Origin of the sequence: Massilia sp. LjRoot122 (genome assembly GCF_964252725.1) — a bacterium.
Classification (GTDB): Bacteria; Pseudomonadota; Gammaproteobacteria; order Burkholderiales; family Burkholderiaceae_D; genus Telluria.
This window is the reverse complement of sequence record NZ_CAXUPB020000004.1, coordinates 1-19,400: the sequence shown is the minus strand read 5'-3', so window position 1 is coordinate 19,400 and position 19,400 is coordinate 1. Positions and strand designations below refer to the sequence as shown.

Annotated in this window: 18 protein-coding genes and 1 pseudogene; 12 read left to right on the top strand and 7 right to left on the bottom strand. The window is 65.2% G+C overall.

What is annotated here, in order from left to right; all coding sequences use genetic code 11:
- Window positions 1-75: 75 nt before the first annotated feature.
- Window positions 76-1,662, bottom strand: coding sequence for a hypothetical protein (locus tag ACSQ25_RS25190; RefSeq protein ID WP_436108479.1), 1,587 nt, complete (start codon window positions 1,660-1,662; stop codon window positions 76-78).
- 472 nt (window positions 1,663-2,134) lie between these two features.
- Between ACSQ25_RS25190 and ACSQ25_RS25185 the strand changes: the two genes are divergently transcribed.
- The 12 genes from ACSQ25_RS25185 to ACSQ25_RS25130 all read left to right on the top strand — a co-directional run bounded on the left by ACSQ25_RS25185 (window position 2,135) and on the right by ACSQ25_RS25130 (window position 13,648).
- Entirely contained in the window at window positions 2,135-3,187 is a 1,053-nt protein-coding gene (locus ACSQ25_RS25185) for a porin (protein WP_436108478.1), read from the top strand.
- A gap of 223 nt (window positions 3,188-3,410) precedes the next feature.
- Window positions 3,411-4,691 carry a porin gene (locus ACSQ25_RS25180; RefSeq protein WP_436108477.1) on the top strand — a complete coding sequence of 427 codons (1,281 nt, stop codon included), beginning with the start codon at window positions 3,411-3,413 and terminating at the stop codon, window positions 4,689-4,691.
- 109 nt (window positions 4,692-4,800) lie between these two features.
- Complete coding sequence (locus tag ACSQ25_RS25175) at window positions 4,801-5,466, top strand: DUF484 family protein (RefSeq protein WP_436108476.1); 666 nt, start codon at window positions 4,801-4,803, stop codon at window positions 5,464-5,466.
- Between the two features lie 20 nt (window positions 5,467-5,486).
- A complete protein-coding gene (gene xerC / locus ACSQ25_RS25170) occupies window positions 5,487-6,407 on the top strand; it encodes a tyrosine recombinase XerC (RefSeq protein ID WP_436108475.1) in 921 nt (306 codons plus the stop codon).
- A gap of 119 nt (window positions 6,408-6,526) precedes the next feature.
- Complete coding sequence (locus ACSQ25_RS25165) at window positions 6,527-7,561, top strand: CobW family GTP-binding protein (RefSeq protein ID WP_436108474.1); 1,035 nt, start codon at window positions 6,527-6,529, stop codon at window positions 7,559-7,561.
- Window positions 7,562-7,808: 247 nt separating this feature from the next.
- Window positions 7,809-8,261: an RNA polymerase-binding protein DksA gene (dksA, locus tag ACSQ25_RS25160; protein ID WP_369091468.1), complete on the top strand. Its 453-nt coding sequence runs from the start codon at window positions 7,809-7,811 to the stop codon at window positions 8,259-8,261.
- Window positions 8,262-8,469: 208 nt separating this feature from the next.
- Window positions 8,470-9,741: an STAS domain-containing protein gene (locus tag ACSQ25_RS25155; RefSeq protein ID WP_436108473.1), complete on the top strand. Its 1,272-nt coding sequence runs from the start codon at window positions 8,470-8,472 to the stop codon at window positions 9,739-9,741.
- 175 nt (window positions 9,742-9,916) lie between these two features.
- Window positions 9,917-10,453: an ATP-dependent protease subunit HslV gene (gene hslV / locus ACSQ25_RS25150; RefSeq protein ID WP_436108472.1), complete on the top strand. Its 537-nt coding sequence runs from the start codon at window positions 9,917-9,919 to the stop codon at window positions 10,451-10,453.
- Between the two features lie 14 nt (window positions 10,454-10,467).
- Entirely contained in the window at window positions 10,468-11,808 is a 1,341-nt protein-coding gene (gene hslU, locus ACSQ25_RS25145; protein ID WP_436108511.1) for an ATP-dependent protease ATPase subunit HslU, read from the top strand.
- Window positions 11,809-11,845: 37 nt separating this feature from the next.
- Window positions 11,846-12,046, top strand: coding sequence for a hypothetical protein (locus ACSQ25_RS25140; RefSeq protein WP_436108471.1), 201 nt, complete (start codon window positions 11,846-11,848; stop codon window positions 12,044-12,046).
- A gap of 141 nt (window positions 12,047-12,187) precedes the next feature.
- On the top strand, window positions 12,188-12,922 hold the full coding sequence (locus tag ACSQ25_RS25135; RefSeq protein WP_436108470.1) for a helix-turn-helix domain-containing protein: 735 nt from the start codon (window positions 12,188-12,190) through the stop codon (window positions 12,920-12,922).
- A gap of 90 nt (window positions 12,923-13,012) precedes the next feature.
- Entirely contained in the window at window positions 13,013-13,648 is a 636-nt protein-coding gene (locus ACSQ25_RS25130) for an SAM-dependent methyltransferase (protein ID WP_436108469.1), read from the top strand.
- Here ACSQ25_RS25130 and ACSQ25_RS25125 read toward each other — a convergent pair.
- The 6 genes and pseudogenes from ACSQ25_RS25125 to ACSQ25_RS25100 form a co-directional block, all read right to left on the bottom strand.
- On the bottom strand, window positions 13,636-14,208 hold the full coding sequence (locus ACSQ25_RS25125; RefSeq protein WP_436108468.1) for a TMEM175 family protein: 573 nt from the start codon (window positions 14,206-14,208) through the stop codon (window positions 13,636-13,638). The two genes, ACSQ25_RS25130 and ACSQ25_RS25125, sit on opposite strands and share 13 nt — an antisense overlap.
- Window positions 14,205-14,885 (bottom strand): YoaK family protein, encoded by a 681-nt coding sequence (locus ACSQ25_RS25120; protein WP_436108467.1) that lies wholly within the window; start codon window positions 14,883-14,885, stop codon window positions 14,205-14,207. Before ACSQ25_RS25120 ends, ACSQ25_RS25125 begins: the two co-directional genes overlap by 4 nt.
- A gap of 2 nt (window positions 14,886-14,887) precedes the next feature.
- A complete protein-coding gene (locus ACSQ25_RS25115) occupies window positions 14,888-16,750 on the bottom strand; it encodes an amidohydrolase (protein WP_436108466.1) in 1,863 nt (620 codons plus the stop codon).
- A gap of 61 nt (window positions 16,751-16,811) precedes the next feature.
- Window positions 16,812-17,504 carry a hydrolase gene (locus ACSQ25_RS25110; RefSeq protein ID WP_436108465.1) on the bottom strand — a complete coding sequence of 231 codons (693 nt, stop codon included), beginning with the start codon at window positions 17,502-17,504 and terminating at the stop codon, window positions 16,812-16,814.
- Window positions 17,505-17,546: 42 nt separating this feature from the next.
- On the bottom strand, window positions 17,547-17,807 hold the full coding sequence (locus ACSQ25_RS25105) for a XapX domain-containing protein (RefSeq protein ID WP_436108464.1): 261 nt from the start codon (window positions 17,805-17,807) through the stop codon (window positions 17,547-17,549).
- A gap of 377 nt (window positions 17,808-18,184) precedes the next feature.
- Window positions 18,185-19,400: pseudogene (locus tag ACSQ25_RS25100) on the bottom strand (hypothetical protein); the annotation flags it as partial.

The window sequence follows — 19,400 nt, the reverse complement described above, 5'->3', positions numbered from 1 at the left end:
CAAGCAAGGAACGCCAGGGCTGCCTGCCGGCTATAAGCACGCCGGAAAGTGTTTGTCAGGCTTCCGAAGGCTTGCTTATGCCGCCAAGCCGATCTCCGCCGCGGCATCCCCTTCGTCCTCGGTCTTGCCCGCCGATCCCACCAGCGTCCGCAGCCGGTACAGGCGCTGCCGGTAATTTCCTTCAGGTCCGGACGGGCCGCAATCGATCCCCTCGAACAGCCGCGCAATGCGGTCGAGCGCATGCCGTTCCTGGGCCGTGTCGACCAGCACCAGGCGGCGCTTGCTGCGCCCATAGCTGGCGCGGATGTCGACCACCAGGCAGTGGCCGTGGTCGGCGGCGGGCACGTCCAGCAGCAGCGCTTCGGCGCGCGACAGGCCGAACAGCCCGGCCAGCTCCAGCCGTGCCTGCAGCAAGGGGTGCGCCTGCAGCAGCTTCTCGTGCCCGGCCAGCAGCTTGCCGGTCTCGGCATAGGGCGGTGTGGACAGGCGCGGTGCGATCTTGCGCAGCAAGGCCTGCGCTTCGGTGCTGCCCTGGGCGGACGCCTTCTGCAGCCAGTAGACGGCACGCACATCGTTGTTCTCGTTCTCGCGGCGCGCGCGCCAGGCGTTATGGCCGCATTCGAGCTGGGCATCGCGGTAACCCATCTCGGCCGCACGCTCGAGGTAGCGCTGGGCGTCGGCGACGTTGCGCTGTGAGAACTCGGGCTTGATATAGATGCGCGACAGCGCATACCAGGCCTGGGCCAATCCCTGCTCGCCCGCCAGCGTCAGCCAGCGGATCGCCTTCTTGAAATTGGCGGCGCCGCCGCCGGCGGCGATGCGGCGGCCGTCGACGCCCATGCGTGCGCAGCGCAGGCCCATCGCCAGCTGGGCGTAGCGGTCGTGCTCGGCCGCGGCGAGTTCCCAGAAGCACAAAGCCTCATCCGGGGCGAGCGGGCCGCCATGCCGGATGTCCGTACCCCGCCCTTCGTCGAGCAGGCGCGCCACCCGCGACAGCAAGGCGATGTCGCCCGGCGCCAGCCGGTGTATGCCGTCCTGGCTGGCGGCCATGTGCACCACGGCCCGCGCCAGCGGCAGCGCGCGCACCAGGTAGTCATCCCAGTGCCCGGCAGTCCAGGCCTGGTCGAGCACGGCTGACTGGGCCTCGGCCACGCCGCTGTCGGCCGCGCGCCGCAGCCAGCCCTGGGCCGAGACCGGCGCCCCCGTGCCGGCCGGCCGCACGGGCACGGCGTCGCGGCGGCGCGCCAGCAGCCATTGCGCATCGGGGAAGCCGGCGCGGGCGGCGTCTTCGAGCGCGCGCAAGGCCTTGGCCAGCACCGCTGTCTCGGCCGGGATAGCGGCGCCGCTGACGCCATCGCCCAGCACCAGCTGGGCGAACACCAGCCCGGCATGCACGCTGCCGTCGTCGTAGGCGCGCTCGTACCAGGGGGCGAGCGCCGCTGCGCCGGGCTGCGCCAGCGCCAGGGGAATGTGGTTGCCGATCAGTTGCCAGGCCGGCCGGCAGTCCTGCCGGGCAGCGCGCTCGAGCCAGTGCAGCGCAGTCGGCAGGCTCTGCGGCAAGCCGGCGCTGCCGAACAGGTAGAGCTTGCCCAGTTCGAGCTGGGCAGCGGCCTGCCCGGCGCGTGCGTTGCGGATGATCGCCAGTTCTTCGCGGTTTGCCATTGTTGCTTGTCGTGGTGTGGAATCGGCCAGCGCGGCCATGATGGCAATACCGGAAAAACGATGGCAGCTTGCTGGTGGTGCCAGCACGGGCTCCACGCCAAAAAAGTTGCCAATATACAAGAAATTCCAGATTGCCGTCGCCGCGCACCTCAGTGGGACGCAGAGAGTCTACGGCGTCGCCGCGGCCGCTCCGGTTCAATTCCCGGCTTCCTTGAGGCGGCGCAAACCCATCCATCCAGCTATCCATCTGTATCTTTGAAGCAATTTGTTACATGTTTCTGACTCGCGTTTCGAAAATACAACAACACAATTGGATTTATTGGCTTTCGACCAACTACGCCCTTCATAATTGACAAAACCGACAATCTTGACGACTCAAGCATTTAAGGTGCAGCTATCCGGGCATTTAACATTTAGGTCTCAATGCCAGGGATAAAGCTGAGATTTATTTAAGAAAAAGGAAACACGAATAATGAAACACTCCCTCATGGCCGTCGCTCTGCTTGGCGCATTCGCTGCCGGCACCGTGCACGCACAAACCTCGGTCCAGATCTACGGCACCATCGACGCTGGCGTCATCAAGCGCAGCGGTCAGAGCCTGAACATCGGCAAGCGTGCCTCGAACACCCTGGGTTTCAAAGGGACTGAAGAACTGGGCAACGGCCTCAAGGCACTGTTCCAGCTGGAAATGCGCTACGAGCCGGACACCGGCACCAATGAAATCGGCGGCAACGGCACCCAGCGTCCGCTGTTCCAGGGCCAGACCCGCGTCGGCCTGCAAGGCGACTTCGGCATGGTCCGCATCGGCCGCGGCCTGACCCCGTACCATGAAACCGTGGGCGCCTTCGAGCCCTTCCACGCTTCGCCGAGCCCGGCCGGCTTCTGGACCGACCTGGCCGTCGCCGGCTACAGCTCGCAGCCGCTGGACGTGGCTGGCTACTCGAGCAACCGCTTCTCGAACGGCGTCTGGTACAACTCGCCGGTCACCAGCGGCTTCCAGCTGAACGCAGCCATCGCCACCAAGGAAGGCGGCGGCGGCCCGGCCGTCATCGGCCGCGGCACCCCGGCCGCGCCGCAGTACCCGGTTGGCGCCGAAGCGTCGGCCAACCCGTTCTCGATCACCGGTACCTACAACAACGGTCCGGCCGCCTTCATGGCCGGCTACGAGCGTAACGCCATCGAGTCGAAGGTCTGGTCGATCGGCGCATCGTTCGCCGCCACCCCGGAACTGAAGCTGATGGGCCTGTACTCGAAGCAGGACCAGGAGCACAACCGCTTCGCCAACGCCAACACCAAGGCATGGGTGCTGGGCGCCAACTACACCATGGGCCCGGGCAAATTCCTGGCTGGCTATGGCCACAAGGACACCGATGGCCTGCAGAAGGTCAAGCAGCTGTCGCTCGGCTACGAGTACAGCCTGTCGAAGCGTACCTACCTGTACGTGGACGCATCGCGCAAGAAGGGCACCACCGCCATCCCGTCGACCGTCAACCACTACGACGTCGGCGTGAATCACTCGTTCTAAGCCGTATCCGGGCGCGGGCCTGCGGGCCTGCGCCCTGCAGCGGGGGCGGACATGGGCGACCATGCCCGCCCCCGTCGTTTCATCCCTTGTTCTGTAGTTTTTAAGCAACGCCGGCCAAGGCGCCGTCTCCTCCTGCATCGGGAGTCTGTACAGTGCACTGAAGCAATGGCATATTGGCAAGGCGCGTATTAAAACGCTCGTTCGCAAATAATTTGGAGACCCAATGAAGAAAAGTATCCTGGCCGCGCTGCTCGGCACCTGTTTCGCAACCTCGGCCTTCGCGCAGACCAGCGTGCAAATCTACGGTATCGCCGATGCCGGCGTGATGTGGCAGAAAGGTGGCCCGACCAAGATCTATAGCGGCGGCGCCGACGGTTCGCGCATTGGTTTCAAAGGCACTGAAGACCTGGGCAACGGCTACAAGGCGATCTTCAACCTCGAAGCGCGCGTCGAACTCGACACCGGCACCCAGCAGCCGACCCTGATGAACGACAATCCTGGCACCTTCCTGCTCAAGGGCATGGACGCGATCCCGGTCGCCATCCGCTCGCGCCTGCAGTCGCTGATCCAGCCGCCGGGCGGCCCGGCCGTCAACCAGGAACGCGCCCTGTTCGACCGCACCGCGATGGTCGGCGTGATCACCCCGGTCGGCGCCATCCTGCTGGGCCGCATGTACACCCCGGGCTATGAAGTCTTCAACATGGCCGACACCTTCGAGTCGGGCACGGCCGGCACCTGGGGCCACGTGACCGGCGGCACCGCCGGCTTCACCGCACTGGGCGCGGACATCCGCTCGCAGGAAGCCGTCCAGTACCGCATCGCCCTGCCGAACGGCATCGGCGCATCGCTGATGTACGGTCCGAAGGGTTCGGGCTACCTGGGCCGCTACAACAAGTTCCGCGCCGCCGCCGTGACCTACAAGGCCAACGGCTTCGACGTCGGCCTGGGCTACAACCACGGCTACGACCAGCAGAACCGTCCGAGCCTGCGCACCCTGACCGTGGGCGGTTCCTACGTCCTGGACGACAGCTGGAAACTGTTCGCCGGCTTCCACAGCCAGCGCAACCAGAACTCGGCCCTGCTGGCCGACTACATCGGCGGCTGGGATGCCGGCGTGACCCCGGTCCTGACCCAGCAGGGCGTGCCGGCGGCAAACCAGGCTGCGCTGCGCAACATCTTCGTGACCAACATCACCCGCAACACCCTGCAGGATGCACGCAGCTGGCAAGTCGGCGCGCACTACAAGATCGGCAGCGGCCGCATCATGGCCTCGTACGCGCACCAGGATGACCGCCTGGCCTCGAACAGCGACGCCGACCTGTACGCGATCGGCTACGACCACTTCCTGTCGAAGCGCACCGACCTGTACACCGTCGCCGCCATCATCCGTAACCAGAACGATGGCCAGTACGCACCGGGCACCGCCGGCAATCCGGGCGGCTTCACCAAGCGTCCGGGCGAAGACGGCCGCGCGCTGCAAATCGGCATCCGCCACCGCTTCTAAGCTTCGGCTTTCCGCATCAGAGACGCCCTTCGGGGCGTCTTTTTTTATGTCCGTCGAACTCTGCCCGTCAGGTAAAATGACGGACGAACTTTTCCCTCTGCATACTTTCATGACCATCGAGACACTCGACGCCAACGCCGTTGCCCAATACCTCATCGACCACCCGCAATTCTTCGAGGAGCACGCCGGCCTGCTGGGCGAAGTGAAGCTGTCGAGCCCGCTGACCGGCCGCGCCGTGTCGCTGCAGGAGCGCCAGATGGAAGTCATGCGCGACAAGTACCGCGTCCTCGAACTGCGCCTGGCCGAACTGACCCGCCGCGCCGAGGAAAACCACGCGATCGCCAATCGCTTCCACGCCTGGAACCAGGCCCTGCTCGCCTCGCAAGGCGGCGCCGCGATTGCGCGCGACCTGGTCGATGCGCTGCGCACCGAATTCATGGTGCCGCAGGTGACGCTGCGCCTGTGGAACCTGGCGCCGGAGCACGCCGACGCCTGGTTCGCGAACGGCGTCTCGGACGACGCGCGCCTGTTCGCCTCCAGCCTGCGTGCGCCCTACTGCGGCCTGAACAACGACTTCGAAGCGGTGCGCTGGCTCGACGACCCGGCCGCGGTGCGCTCGACCGTCCTGATGCCGCTGGTCGCCGACGGCAAGACCTTCGGCCTGCTGGTGCTGGGCGCCCCCAACGACGACCGTTTCACCGCGACCATGGCGACCGACTTCCTGGTCCACATCGCGGCCACCGCCAGCACCGCGCTGGCCACGCTGCGGGCATAAGCACCATGGCGGCGGCGCAGATGGATTGGCCCGCACGCTACCTGGGCGAGCTGACTACCCAGCGCCAGCTGTCGCCGCACACGGTCGCGGCCTACCGCCGCGACCTGCAAGAGCTCGCCACCCTGGCCGGTCACGAGGACTGGCCGAAACTGACCCACCACGACATCCGCCGCTTCGCCGCCAAACTGCATGCCGGCGGCCAGTCGGCGCGCTCGATCGCGCGCAAGCTGTCCGGCTGGCGCGGCTTCTACGACTGGCTGTCGGGCCAGGCGGCCTTGCCCGCCAACCCGGTCGAGGGCGTGCGTGCGCCGCGCCGCCCGAAGACCCTGCCCAAGGCCCTGTCGGTCGACGACGCCGTCCAGCTGATGGAAGGGAATGCCCACGGCCACCCGGAACCGGCCGAGCTGTGCGACCGCGCCATGTTCGAACTGCTGTACTCGAGCGGCCTGCGCGTGTCGGAACTCGCCGGCCTCGACATGGTCTATACCGAAGGCGGCAATGGTATGCCCGCCTCGCTCGGCTGGCTCGACCTGCAGGCCGGCGAGGTGGTCGTTACCGGCAAGGGCAAGCGCATGCGGCGCGTGCCCGTGGGCGCACCGGCACGCACGGCACTGTCCGCCTGGCTGGCGGTGCGGCCAGTCGCCCGCGACGGCAGCACCGCGCTGTTCCTGTCCGCCCGCGGCACCCGCATCACGCCGCGTGTCGTGCAGACCCGCCTGAAGGCGCACGCATTACGCGCAGGCACGCCCGTGCACGTCCACCCGCACGTGTTGCGCCACTCCTTCGCTTCGCACGTGCTGCAATCCTCGGGCGACCTGCGCGCGGTACAGGAATTGCTCGGGCACGCGAGCATCACCTCGACCCAGATCTATACGGCGCTCGACTTCCAGCACCTGGCGGCCGTCTATGACAAGGCGCATCCGCGCGCCAAGACCAAATAAGCGGCAATGGCTTGAGCGGCGTCAAGACGCTGCACGGTTGATGGTGGTCTGACACGAAATCCGGCATAATCGCCCGATTCTCCCGCCTTGATGCGGACACAAGCGACAACATAGCGACTATGGAACCTATCCCAAGCACCATCCTCACCGGCTTCCTCGGCGCGGGCAAGACCACCCTCCTCAACCGCATCCTGCACGAAGAGCATGGCCTGAAGATCGCGGTCATCGAGAACGAATTCGGCGAGGAAAACATCGACAACGAGATCCTGGTGCGCGACACCGGCGAGCAGATCGTCGAGATGAACAACGGCTGCATCTGCTGCACCGTGCGCGGCGACCTGATCGTGGCGCTGACCAGCCTGGCTCAGAAGCGTGCCGCCGGCGAAATCAGTTTCGACCGCGTGGTCATCGAGACCACCGGCCTGGCCAACCCGGGCCCGGTGGCGCAGACCTTCTTCGTGGACGAAGAAGTGGGCGCTAACTACATGCTCGATGCCGTGGTGACCGTGGTCGATGCGCGCCACGCGATGGACCAGCTGGACCGCCACGAGGAAGCTCAGCGCCAGGTCGGCTTCGCCGACAAAATCCTGCTCTCGAAGACCGACCTGGTCGATGCCGCCGCCGTCGATGCCCTGAAGGCCCGCCTGCACCGCATCAACCCGCGCGCGCCGATCTCCACCAGCGATTTCGGCCGTGCGCCGATTTCCGAGGTGCTGGACCTGCGCGGCTTCAACCTGAACGACAAGCTGGAGCTCGACCCGGACTTCCTGCTCGCCGAAGAAGGCCACGATCACGACCACGATCACGGGCACGGCGAGGATTGCAAGCACCACGACCATCACCACAGCCACCATACCGACGACATCGCCGCCTTCGTGTTCAAGAGCGAGCGCGCGTTCGACCCGGAACGCCTCGACCAGTTCCTGGGCAGCATGGTGCAGGTCTTCGGCCCGCAAATGCTGCGCTACAAGGGCGTGCTGTCGATGGCCGGCGCCGACCGCAAGGTCGTGTTCCAAGGCGTGCATCAAATCATGGGCAGCGACCTGGGGGCAAAGTGGGGCGAAGCCGAAACCCGTGGCAGTAAAATGGTGTTTATTGGTAAAAATTTACCAAAAGACGTATTTATCCGCGGACTCGAACAGTGTTTGGTATAAACTACATCAGTTTTGCGGGCAGCTCCGGGCCCGCCGACGACCTGCTGCGATAGTGGCAGGCCGGGCGCCAGCGCTACCGGCGCAAGCGCCTCCGGGCATGGTCCCACACGCCAGCCAGCATGTCGGGACAGGCAGTGAAGGACGGCGGTCGCCGTCCGGGCAGCGGCCCTGGCCCATGCACCTGTTGCCAGGGTGTTAATGCCGAGTTTGCTGCTAAAATGAAAACCTCTGTCGTATCGAAGGCATCATGACTAAAACAACGAAACCGAATACCGCCGCGCAGCTCGAAGAACGCCTTCTGACGGAAGAAGAAATTCGGGCGATGAGCGACGACGACTACATGAATCCGGCGCAGCTGGCGTTTTTCCGCAACCGCCTGCAAGAGCTCGAGAAGGAACTGCTGAAAAATGCCGGCGAAACCACCGAGCACCTGCGCGAAACCGTGCTGGTGCCGGATCCGGCCGACCGCGCGACCATCGAAGAAGAACACGCGCTGGAACTGCGCACCCGTGACCGCGAACGCAAGCTACTCAAGAAGGTCCAGCAATCGCTGCAAGCCATCGACAACGGCGAGTACGGCTGGTGCGAGGAAACCGGCGAGCCGATCGGCATCCCGCGCCTGATCGCCCGTCCCACCGCGACCCTGTCGCTGGAAGCCCAGCAGCGCCGCGAACTGAAGCAAAAACTGTACGGCGACTGATACGCCGTCCACCTGCTACCGAACAGAGCATGCCCCGCAAGGTGCATGCTCTTTTCTTTTGGCGTGCATATATTCCGTTTCTCATGGGATACACTAACGCTGCGACGCATGCGCTGTATATGCTCGCGTGTGTGCGCAGCACATGCCGCCCGCAGCCGTGCTACCGTCATGCTCGTGCCGGGACTTGTTCAATTATCCATTGGGGACCATGGGGCTGTTCTCCTTCCTGAAAAAAAAGAGCGACGCGCCAGGCGACGAGATCCTGGCGCTGGACACGCGCCTGCGCGCCGGCGAGCCTTCGCGCCTCGACAGCGAAGCTGAACGCGAGCGCCAGCGCGCCATCGCGCGTGCCACCGCCGCCAAGATCGACGAGATCGAGCTGGAGATGACTTCCGCGATCTTCGACGACGAACCGGCCTGGGGCAGTGCAGCGCGCCGTCCCGCTGCGGCGGCTCCTGCGCCCGTGCCCGAAGCAGCCGCAGAGGAGCTCCCCGATGCCGCGGCCGTGCCGGCTACCGCGCCGGCCGTCGAGGAAAGCGCCATCCTGTACGCCAACGGCCAGGCCATGGCCGCCGAAGGCCTGCTGCTCGACAGCCTGGCCGGTTTCGGCCAGCACGAACGCCTGCCATGGTGGATGCTGTTCGACCTATACCAGGCCACCGGGCAGGAAACCCGCTTCGAGAGCATTGCAATCGACTATGCCAGCCACTTCGAGACCTCGCCGCCGGCCTGGCAGCCCCTGCTGCCCGCCCAGGCCGCGCCCCAGCTGGCCGGGGTGGCGGCCAGCGAAAGCTTCGGACCCGCACTCGACGGCGCCATCGAGGCGCGCCTGCAGCGCCTGCTGGCGTCAAGCGCCCCATTGGTGCGCATCGATCTCGGCGCGGTGCGCAGCGCCGATGCCCAGGGCTGCGCCCTGCTGCTGAAGACCCTTCAATCGCTGCGCAAGGAAGGACGCGAACTGGTGCTGGCAGGCGCCGACACCCTGATGGCGACCCTGCGCCCCATGCTGGCGGTGGGCGACCGCGCCTGCGGAGAAGCGCCCTGGCTGCTGCTGCTCGAACTGCTGCTGCTGTCCAAGCGCGAAAAGGATTTCGAGGAATCGGCGATGGACTACTGCGTCACCTTCGAGCTGTCGCCGCCCTCGTTCGAAACGCCGACGCACGTCTCGACGGCCGTCCCGGCCCCTAGCGCGGGCGACCGCTTCCTGCTGCCGGCACTCGCGCTGGGCGACTGCGCCGCGCTGCTGGACGCCATCGACGCCTATGCCGAGGGACGCGAGCTGCTGGTGCTGGACTGCTCGCGCCTGGCGCGCATGGACTATGCCTGCGCCAGCGCGCTGCAGGGTCGGCTGCGCCTGCACGCGGAACAAGGGCGCCGGGTCGAGCTGCGCGAACTGAATCATTTGGTCGCCGCCCTGCTGCGCCTGCTCGGCTATGCACATGGCGACAGCGGCATTCGTCTTTACCCGCACCGGTATTAATTCAAGCTTTTCCCTTTGTCCATTTATAAACCCGTGTCCACGTTACGTGGACACAGCGTAGAAGTGGACAGTGCGGCAGCGGTTTCTATGCGATATCCGAATTAACGCTGAGCTCATCTTGCAATTCCAAGCACCCACCCCATCTGCGGCTTGCTAGACAACCACGAGGCTAAAAATGGAACAATTTCACGGCACCACCATCGTCACTGTGCGGCGCGGCAGCCAGGTCGCACTGGGCGGCGATGGCCAGGTCACGCTGGGCAATGTCGTCATGAAGGGCTCGGCGCGCAAGGTGCGCAAGCTGTATCAGGGCAAGGTCCTGTGCGGATTCGCCGGCGCCACCGCCGACGCCTTCACCCTGCTCGACCGCTTCGAAGCCAAGCTGGAAAAACACCAGGGCAACCTGCTGCGCGCCTCGGTCGAACTGGCCAAGGACTGGCGCACCGACCGCATGCTGAGCAAGCTCGAAGCCATGCTGCTGGTCGCCGACAAGGAATCGACCCTGATCATCACCGGCAACGGCGACGTGCTCGAGCCCGAAGACGGCCTCGGCGCGATCGGCTCGGGCGGCGTGTACGCCCACTCGGCCGCCAAGGCCCTGTTCGAGAACACGGATATGGCGCCCGCCGAGATCGTCAAGAAGTCGCTCACCATCGCCGGCGAGCTGTGCATCTACACCAATCTGTCCCACATCATCGAGACCCTGGAATGAACCAGTCCCCCATCATGAACATGACGCCCCCCGAGATCGTCTCGGAACTGGACAAGCACGTGGTCGGCCAGGGCAAGGCCAAGCGCGCGGTCGCGATCGCGCTGCGTAACCGCTGGCGCCGCCAGCAGGTCGCCGAGCCGCTGCGCCATGAGATCACCCCGAAGAACATCCTGATGATCGGCCCGACCGGCGTCGGCAAGACCGAGATCGCGCGCCGCCTGGCCAAGCTGGCCGATGCGCCCTTCATCAAGATCGAAGCGACCAAGTTCACCGAGGTCGGCTACGTCGGCCGCGACGTCGACACCATCATCCGCGACCTGATCGACATCGGCGTCAAGCAGACCCGCGCCAGCGAGCAGAAGAAGGTGCGCCAGCGCGCCGAGGATGCCGCGGAAGACCGCATCATCGACATCCTGGTGCCGCCGGCACGCGACTTCGGCTTCAACGTCAGCAATGGCGGCAGCGACGCCAAGGAAGGCGACGCCACCCGCCAGACCTTCCGCAAGCGCCTGCGCGAAGGCTCGCTGGACGACCGCGAGATCGAGATCGACGTGGCCGACCAGGCCCCGCAGATGGAAATCATGGCGCCGCCGGGCATGGAAGAAATGACCGAGCAGATCAAGTCGATGTTTGCCGGCGTCGGCAACGCGCGCAAGAAGCCGCGCAAGATGAAGATCAAGGAAGCGATGAAGCTGCTGGTCGACGAGGAAGCCGCCAAGCTCGTCAACGAGGACGAGCTGAAGCAGAAGGCGATCGCCAACGTCGAGCAGAACGGCATCGTGTTCCTGGACGAGATCGACAAGATCGCGACCCGCTCGGAACACGGCGGCGCCGACGTCTCGCGCGCCGGCGTGCAGCGCGACCTGCTGCCGCTGGTCGAAGGCACCACCGTGAACACCAAGTACGGCATGATCAAGACCGATCACATCCTGTTCATCGCCTCGGGCGCTTTCCACCTGTCGAAGCCGTCGGACCTGATCCCCGAGCTGCAGGGCCGCTTCCCGATCCGCGTCGAACTGGAATCGCTGTCGATCGAAGACTTCAAGAGCATCCTGACCTCGACCGACGCCAGCCTGACCAAGCAGTACGAAGCCCTGCTGGCGACCGAAGGCGTGAAGGTCGACTTCACCGACGAAGGCATCCACCGCCTGGCCGAGATCGCGTTCTCGGTCAACGAGCGCATGGAGAACATCGGTGCGCGCCGCCTGTACACGGTGATGGAAAAACTGCTCGAGGAAGTCTCGTTCACGGCCGGCGCCACCCAGGCCCAGACGGTCACGATCGACGCGGCCTACGTCAACGGACGGCTCGACGCGCTGTCGGTCAACGAGGACCTGTCGAGGTACGTGCTGTAATGCGCGTACTGTAATTATCCAAGGAGGAGGACTGGCGATGGCAAACAAGGCACTGGCGACGCGGCAGAAGATGCGGCTGCGGGTGGAGCCATCTCAGCAGTTCGGCAAGCCGCGCAATCCGTTTGCGGCATTGGCCAAGGCGCGTTCGGCCGGCGCGCACGCCAAGCCGCTCTCCAGCGAGCGGCAGGAGGCCAAGCGCATGCTGAAGAAGGCCAAGCTGGTCGCGGACGACGACTGAAGAACGGCCCTTCTCTGACCGATTTCCCCTTTGGCGGGCGCGCTTGCGTGTCCGCCTTTTTTACGTCCATCTCATCGGCAGCTTGTGCCGCGCCGGATTCGGCTGTACATTTTTCGCTGTTATCCACCTGACAGGAATCGCATGAGCTCACCGGAGTTGGTACTCGACGTGCTGCGCGCGGAAATGCGCACCGCAAGCATTACCTACAAGGACTTGGCCACACGCATCGGCGTGAGCGAATCGAGCGTCAAGCGCATGTTCGGGCAGAAGGACATGGCCCTGTCGCGCCTGGCCCAGATCTGCCAGGTGACCGGGATCGCGCTCGAAGACGTGCTGCGCCGCGCCGCCGACGCCCGCCCCCAGTCCGACGCCCTCACCCTGCCGCAGGAAACCTCGCTGGTCGCCAATCCGCGCCTGCTGCTGATGGCGATCTGCTGCCTCGGGCACTGGTCGCTGGAACAGGTGATCGAAACCTACCGCCTGACCGAACCGGAATGCATCACCCTGCTGGCCGAACTCGACCGGCTCGGGCTGATCGAACTGAAACCCCTGAACCGCTACAGCCTGCGCGTATCGAACGCCTTCCGCTGGCTGCCGGACGGCCCGGTGCAGCGCTACTTCCGCGAACACGTGGTGAAGGATTATTTCGCGGGCGGCTTCGACCGGCCGGGCGAAGCGCTGATGTGCCTGCCGGCGCGGCTGTCCAGCGCCAGCGCCCAGGAACTGGCGCAGAAGATCGAACAGCTGGCGGGCGAACTGGCGCGCCTGCACCGCAACGACCGCCGCCTGCCCTTGCAGGAGCGCGACGGCTATACCTTGCTGCTGGGCTTCCGGTCCTGGGAATTCGCGGCGTTCACGGCTTTGCGCCGGGGGTAAGCCAAGCGGGTCAAGCCGGCCTGGTCTGGGTATCGCCGCCCTGCCATATGCCTTGCTGTATGATCCCGCACCTGAATACGAAAGCCGCACATGCTCACCATTACCATCAAGCAGGGCAAGGAAAAAAGCATCCTTGCCGGCGAACCCTGGATTTACCTCTCAGCCATCGACAAGGTCGAGGGCAAGCCCGCGGAACGCAACAAGCAGGGCGTCACGGCCACCGTGCAGTCCTCGTCGCGCCAGTTCCTGGCGCGCGCGGCCTACAACGCCAAGTCGCAGATCGCCGCCCGGGTCTGGACCCTGCGCGAGGACGAGCCGGTCGACCACGCGCTGATCAAGCGGAGGGTGCAGACCGCCGTCGAGCGCCGCCTCGACATGTGGCGCAGTGCCGATCCGCAGGCGCTGGTCCAGCTGGTCGACGCCGAACAGGACGGCTTGCCCGGCTTGCTGGTGCACGGCTATGGCGGCGCCGAGGGCTACCTGGTCTGCCAGTTCAATGCCGCCGGGGTCGACCTGTGGAAGGTGCCGGTCGTGCAGGCCCTCCTCAAGGCCACGGGCTGCCCGAATGTCTACGAGCGCTGCGACGAACTGGTGCGCAAGGCAGAAGGATTGCCGATCACGCGGCGCACGCTGGCCGGTGAAGAACCGCCCTCGCGCCTGAGCGTGCGCGAGGGAAGCCGGCTGCTGCCGATGGACATCCGTACCGGCTTCACCTACCCGCGCTGAACGCCCTTGTCTGGCCGGCTGACTTCTGGCATCAACCACAGCAGGGCCAGCAGCACGTGGATGAGCGCGCCGAGCGGCGGGTAGACCAGCGACAGCAGGATCGCCAGCGCATACAGCGCGACCGACAGCCGGTTCTTGCCGCTGCTCCAGGAGTGCAGACTGGCGGCGCCGCTGTCCACGTCCAGGCGCCAGGACAGCAGGATGAAAGAGATCGAGCACAGCAGCAGTGCCACCCCGTACAGCGCGACCGGCACCGGCGCCATCGGGTTCTCGCCGGCCCAGGCCGTCACGTAGGGAATCAGCGACATCCAGAACAACAGGTGCAGGTTGGCCCACAGGGTGGCGCCGTCGACCTTGGCCACCCGGTCGAGCAGCGCATGGTGGTTGACCCAGTAGATGCCCACGTAGACGAAGCTGAGCGCATAGCGCAGCCAGCCCGGCAACACCTCCGCCAGGTCGGCGACGGCAGTGCCGTGGGGCGGCTTCAGTTCCAGCACCATGATGGTGATGATGATCGCGATCACGCCGTCGCTGAAGGCCTCGAGGCGGTTCTTGTTCATGGGGCCTCCGGCTCTGCCTGCACCAGGTGCAGGCACAGGATCACCACCGGCACGATCAAAGCCACGAAACCGAAGGCGCGGTAGGCGAAGGCCGCGGCGGCACAGCCGAGGGCGAAGGCCAGCACCGGCCAGAAGAACTTGGCGCAGCGTGCCTTGGTGGCCGCGTCGGCGGCGCCGCGCAGGCGGTCGACCGTGTCGATCACGAGCTGGGTGACGTTCCCGGTCATCATCGAGGTCGGCGCCAGCTGGGTCAGCAGCAGCTTGCTGGCCGCGCTGTGCGCGCCCATCGCGGCGGCGCCGAGCAGGCCGGCCGCCATCGCAAAGGCACCGGCGCTGCTGCCCACCGGTTCGGCCAGCATGCCGCAGGCCATGAAGCCCAGCAGCAGCACCAGCTGCAGCAGGTAGGACGGCTTGAGAGCCGCCTTGCCACGCCGCTCGCAGCCCGCCACCAGCAGGCGGGCTGCGGCGATACCCAGGATGAAGGCCGGGAAGGCCAGCAGCTTGAGCAGCGAAGGTGTCTGCGCCGGGTCGGCCAGCGCGGCCGCGATCAGGACGAAGTTGCCGGTGACGTGGGCCGTGAACAGGCCGAACAGGGCGACGAAACCGAGGGTGTCGACGTAGCCGGCCATGAAACCCATGCTAGACGCCTGCAGGCGCTGGAAGCGTGCGCTCGTCATGATCAGAACGCGAAGCAGCTGCAGCCGAAGGCACCCCAGAAGCCGCCGAAGTCCGAGACCGGAACATTCGACTTGCGGGCACGGTCATGGCTGTGGGCGTGCACGCCGCAAGGGCCGGAGCACTGGTGCGGCAGGGCCATGTGCGATTGCTGCGGCTGCGGGGCGGCCTTGCGCCAGTGGCCCGGTACCTTCTGCACCGGCGACCATTCCGGCAGCACGGGAATCGGCGCCGGCCCAATGTCGCTGAATTCGGCGGCGCCGTAGACCACCTTGCCGCCGACCACGGTCAGCACCGATTCGATCGCCTTGATGTCTTCCGCGTCCACGCTGAAGAAATCGCTTGATAAGGCCACCAGGTCCGCCAGCATGCCTTCCTTGATGCGGCCCTTGCGGCCCTGCTCGTTCGAGAACCAGGCACTGCCCGAGGTCCACAGTTCGAGCGCGACGCTGCGGTCGAGCAGGCCCTTGTCGCCATACAGCGGCAGGCCGCCGACGGTGCGGCCGGTCACCAGCCAGTACAGGGCGGTCCAGGGGTTGTAGCTGGCCACGCGGGTGGCGTCGGTGCCGGCGCCCACCGGCACGCCCATCTCCAGCATCTGCTTCACCGGCGGCGTGGCCTTCGCCGCTTCGGCGCCGTAGCGGTCGACGAAGTATTCGCCCTGGAAGGCCATGCGGTGCTGGATCGCGATGCCGCCGCCCAGCGCTTTCACGCGCTCGATGTTGGCCTGGCTGATGGTCTCGCAGTGGTCGAACATCCAGTGCAGGCCGTCGAAAGGAATCTCGCGGTTGATCTTCTCGAACACGTCGAGCATGCGGGTGATCGATTCGTCATAGGTCGCATGCAGGCGGAAGGGCCAGCGCTCGCTCACCAGGTGGCGCACCACCTTTTCCAGTTCGTCCTCCATGCCCTCGGCCAGCTCGGGGCGCGGCTCCAGGAAGTCCTCGAAGTCGGCCGCCGAGAACACCAGCATCTCGCCGGCGCCGTTGTGGCGGTAGTAGTCGCTTCCCTGCCCCGGCGTCACCATGCCGGTCCAGCGCTGGAAGTCTTCCAGCTCCTTGCCCTTGTTCTGGGTGAACAGGTTGTAGGCGATGCGGATGGTGAGCTGTTCGTTGCGGTCGAGTTCCTCGATGACGGAGTAATCCTCGGGGTAGTTCTGGAAGCCGCCGCCGGCGTCGATCGCGCTGGTGATGCCGAGACGGTTCAGCTCACGCATGAACTGGCGCGTCGAGTTCACTTGCAGGTCGTAGGGCAGCTTCGGGCCCTTGGCCAGGGTCGCGTACAGGATCATCGCGTTGGGGCGGGCGATCAGCATGCCGGTCGGGTTGCCGGCGGCGTCACGCTGGATCTCGCCGCCCGGCGGGTTCGGCGTGTCCTTGGTGTAGCCGACCGCGCGCAGCGCGGCGCGGTTGAGCAGCGCGCGGTCGTACAGGTGCAGGATGAACACCGGGGTGTCGGGCGCGGCGGCGTTGATTTCCTCGAGGGTCGGCATGCGCTTCTCGGCGAACTGGAATTCGTTCCAGCCGCCGACCACGCGCACCCATTGCGGGTTCGGAGTGCGCAGGGCCTGTTCCTTCAGCATGCGCAGCGCGTCGCCAAGTGACGGGACGCCTTCCCAGCGCAGCTCGAGGTTGTAGTTCAGGCCACCGCGGATCAGGTGCAGGTGCGAGTCGTTCAGGCCGGGGATCACGGTGCGGCCGTTCAGGTCGATGACCTGGCTGCCCGCTTCCCGGAAGCGCATCACGTGCTCCTGGTCGCCGACCGCCAGGAAGCGGCCGTCGCGGATGGCGACGGCGCTGGCGTTCGGACGCGCGCGGTCGAGGGTGGCGAACTTGCCGTTGATGAGGAGGGTGGTCTGTGCTTGCATGCTGCTGCTCCTGGCTGTGGTGGCGTGGTGGTCCGCCCTGGGGCGGACCGGTTCGGCGTGATTAGCGTACCGGTGCCGGGACCGGCGCCAGGACTTCGTTCTGGCCCTGGTTGCGGGCCGCGGCCTTGTGGACCATGGTGTAGGCGTAGTCCACACCCATGCCGTAGGCGCCCGAGTGCTCGGTGACGATCTTGATCACGGCATCGTAGGTGTCGCGGTGCGCCCAGTCGCGCTGCCATTCCAGCAGGACCTGCTGCCAGGTGACCGGCACCACGCCGGCCTGGATCATGCGCTGCATCGCGAAATCGTGGGCATCCTTCGAGGTGCCGCCCGAGGCGTCGGCCACCATGTAGATCTCGTACTCGCCTTCCAGCATGGCGCACAGGGCGAAGGTGGTGTTGCAGACTTCGGTCCACAGGCCGGCCACGATGACCTTCTTCTTGCCGTTCCTGGCCAGCGCGTCACGCACCTTCTGGTCGTCCCAGGAATTCATCGAGGTACGCTCGAGGATGGGGTGGTTCGGGAACACGTCCAGGATTTCCGGGTAGGTCTTGCCGGAGAAAGACTCGGTCTCGACGGTGGTGATGATGGTCGGGATGCCGAAGGCCTTGGCTGCCTTGGCCAGGCCGACCACGTTGTTCTTCAGGGTCTGGCGGTCGATCGACTGCACGCCGAAGGCCATTTGCGGCTGGTGGTCGATGATGATCAGCTGCGAGTTTTGCGGGGTCAGGACTTCGAGTTTGGCGTTGGTCATGATGTGCTCCTTCAGGGTTTGATCAAGTAAGTAAGAATCGAATCAGCCTGGACGGGACTCGTCGGCGGCTTCGCGTTTGGCGCTGGGGACGCCGGTAATCCGGGGCTTGCATTCGCTGGCGAACCAGGCTTTGGTGACCGGCACGCCGTCGAGCATGCGTTTGGCGACCGGCACCACCTGTTCACCGATCAGCATGCCGAGCAGGCCGACCAGGGCGATGGCGGGTGGCGCCGGCGAGCGGACGTTGATCAGTCCGTAGACCACGCCTGCCAGGATGCCGGCGCCGAGAGAAACGAGGTACATGCTGTGCTCCTTTGCCTCAAAACCATCGAACTCTTCGATGCTTCAGGAACCGTGCTTCTCTGCTCCTGCTCGCCCTTGTGTTCGATGCGATGGAGTCATTATGCGTGGCTCAAACAGAAATGAAAAACGGATAATTTGCAGCCATACAATCGAAATTTTCGAATGTATGCTGGGAGGCGAAGACGCGCGGGATGGGTCGTCTTCAACGGGCGTGGGATACCGGGTGGGCATGCGCCTGAGGTGCTAGCGCATGCTGCAACAGCTGCGCGCCCTTGGCAAGGGAAGATGCGAATCGATCAGTGGGACATCATGTTACCAATGAAGCCGCAATGGCCCGGTGTACCGGGCGGTACGACAAAGCCATTGCGGCTGCCTGCTCAGAATGGCATGGCGAAGTCGATTGCGCCTCTCAACTGCTCGACATCGGCAATTCCGACCAGGACAAGCGAGGTACCCGGCAAGCTGATGAGCAAATCCTCGCCCGTATCGGTCACATATTTCGACAGGAAGGCATCGATGCTCATCGGCGCCGAGAAGAAGCCGGCAAGGAACAGCTTGTCGCCCTCGCTGGCATTGAAGCCGTGGATGCGATCGTTGCCGTTTTGGGACTCGAATACGTACTTGTCGGCCCCCGCGCCGCCGGTCAGGACGTCATTGCCCTTGCCACCGAAGAGGAAGTCGCCTTCGCTTCCCCCATCGAGCGTGTCATTGCCACTGTCTCCGTACAGATAGTCGATCCCCGCCCCACCGCTCAGCTTATCGTCACCGTTCCCGCCATAGAGTGCATCGGTGCCACCGAAGCCGGACAGCAGGTCATTGCCATTGCCGCCCTGCAGCACATCCTCGGCATTGTTGGTTGCATTGCCCGACAGGGTATCGTTGCCATTGCCCCCATTCAGATTGACACCCTTGTCGTTGGTCGACCCATTGATGGTGACATTGATGACATTCCTGCTCGACAGGCCGCCTGCGTCCGTTGCCGTGTAAGCGAAGCTGGCCCTCAAGGTCTGACCGGTGAGCATCCAGTCCAGCTCGGGAGGTGGCGTGATGGTCACGGTCGTCCCATCGGCCGAGAGCGTGGCTTTCACGCTCAGGAGATTCAGGTCCACCGCTGTTTTGGTCACCGGATTGATCAACTTCGGCAGCTCGTCGCCGCTGGTCACCCAGCTCAACTGGGCCACATTGCTATCGAAGGACAGGGTGTGCCTGTCGCCGGCATCCTGGTCGGAGACGGCGTCCGTGAACTGGACAATGATCGGCGCATTCTCGAAGGTCGTCAGGTTGAGTTTGACCGGGTCCGGTGCTTCATTGACGTTGCTGATACCGAGCGCGACGCTTTGCTCGCTGCGGTTGCCCGCAGCATCCGTTGCCGCCACGGTGAAGCTGTAGGCATTGCGGGTTTCGTAATTCGGATTGTCGACCAGGATCACACTACCGTCGTCACGGATCGCGAACTTGCCGGCATCGCTGCCGCCCAGGCTGTAAACCACCGCGTGCTGATCCGTTGCATTGCTCCGATAGACAAGCTGTCCCTCACCGATGTTTTCCGCGACGCTGATGTGGGTCGGCGAAGTGAATTGTGGCCCCGTACGA

Coding starts and splice junctions, on each gene's coding strand:
- ACSQ25_RS25190 (WP_436108479.1), bottom strand. CDS start 1,662: ATGGCAAACCGCGAAGAACTGGCGATCATCCGCAACGCACGCGCCGGG.
- ACSQ25_RS25185 (WP_436108478.1), top strand. CDS start 2,135: ATGAAACACTCCCTCATGGCCGTCGCTCTGCTTGGCGCATTCGCTGCC.
- ACSQ25_RS25180 (WP_436108477.1), top strand. CDS start 3,411: ATGAAGAAAAGTATCCTGGCCGCGCTGCTCGGCACCTGTTTCGCAACC.
- ACSQ25_RS25175 (WP_436108476.1), top strand. CDS start 4,801: ATGACCATCGAGACACTCGACGCCAACGCCGTTGCCCAATACCTCATC.
- xerC (WP_436108475.1), top strand. CDS start 5,487: ATGGATTGGCCCGCACGCTACCTGGGCGAGCTGACTACCCAGCGCCAG.
- ACSQ25_RS25165 (WP_436108474.1), top strand. CDS start 6,527: ATGGAACCTATCCCAAGCACCATCCTCACCGGCTTCCTCGGCGCGGGC.
- dksA (WP_369091468.1), top strand. CDS start 7,809: ATGACTAAAACAACGAAACCGAATACCGCCGCGCAGCTCGAAGAACGC.
- ACSQ25_RS25155 (WP_436108473.1), top strand. CDS start 8,470: ATGGGGCTGTTCTCCTTCCTGAAAAAAAAGAGCGACGCGCCAGGCGAC.
- hslV (WP_436108472.1), top strand. CDS start 9,917: ATGGAACAATTTCACGGCACCACCATCGTCACTGTGCGGCGCGGCAGC.
- hslU (WP_436108511.1), top strand. CDS start 10,468: ATGAACATGACGCCCCCCGAGATCGTCTCGGAACTGGACAAGCACGTG.
- ACSQ25_RS25140 (WP_436108471.1), top strand. CDS start 11,846: ATGGCAAACAAGGCACTGGCGACGCGGCAGAAGATGCGGCTGCGGGTG.
- ACSQ25_RS25135 (WP_436108470.1), top strand. CDS start 12,188: ATGAGCTCACCGGAGTTGGTACTCGACGTGCTGCGCGCGGAAATGCGC.
- ACSQ25_RS25130 (WP_436108469.1), top strand. CDS start 13,013: ATGCTCACCATTACCATCAAGCAGGGCAAGGAAAAAAGCATCCTTGCC.
- ACSQ25_RS25125 (WP_436108468.1), bottom strand. CDS start 14,208: ATGAACAAGAACCGCCTCGAGGCCTTCAGCGACGGCGTGATCGCGATC.
- ACSQ25_RS25120 (WP_436108467.1), bottom strand. CDS start 14,885: ATGACGAGCGCACGCTTCCAGCGCCTGCAGGCGTCTAGCATGGGTTTC.
- ACSQ25_RS25115 (WP_436108466.1), bottom strand. CDS start 16,750: ATGCAAGCACAGACCACCCTCCTCATCAACGGCAAGTTCGCCACCCTC.
- ACSQ25_RS25110 (WP_436108465.1), bottom strand. CDS start 17,504: ATGACCAACGCCAAACTCGAAGTCCTGACCCCGCAAAACTCGCAGCTG.
- ACSQ25_RS25105 (WP_436108464.1), bottom strand. CDS start 17,807: ATGTACCTCGTTTCTCTCGGCGCCGGCATCCTGGCAGGCGTGGTCTAC.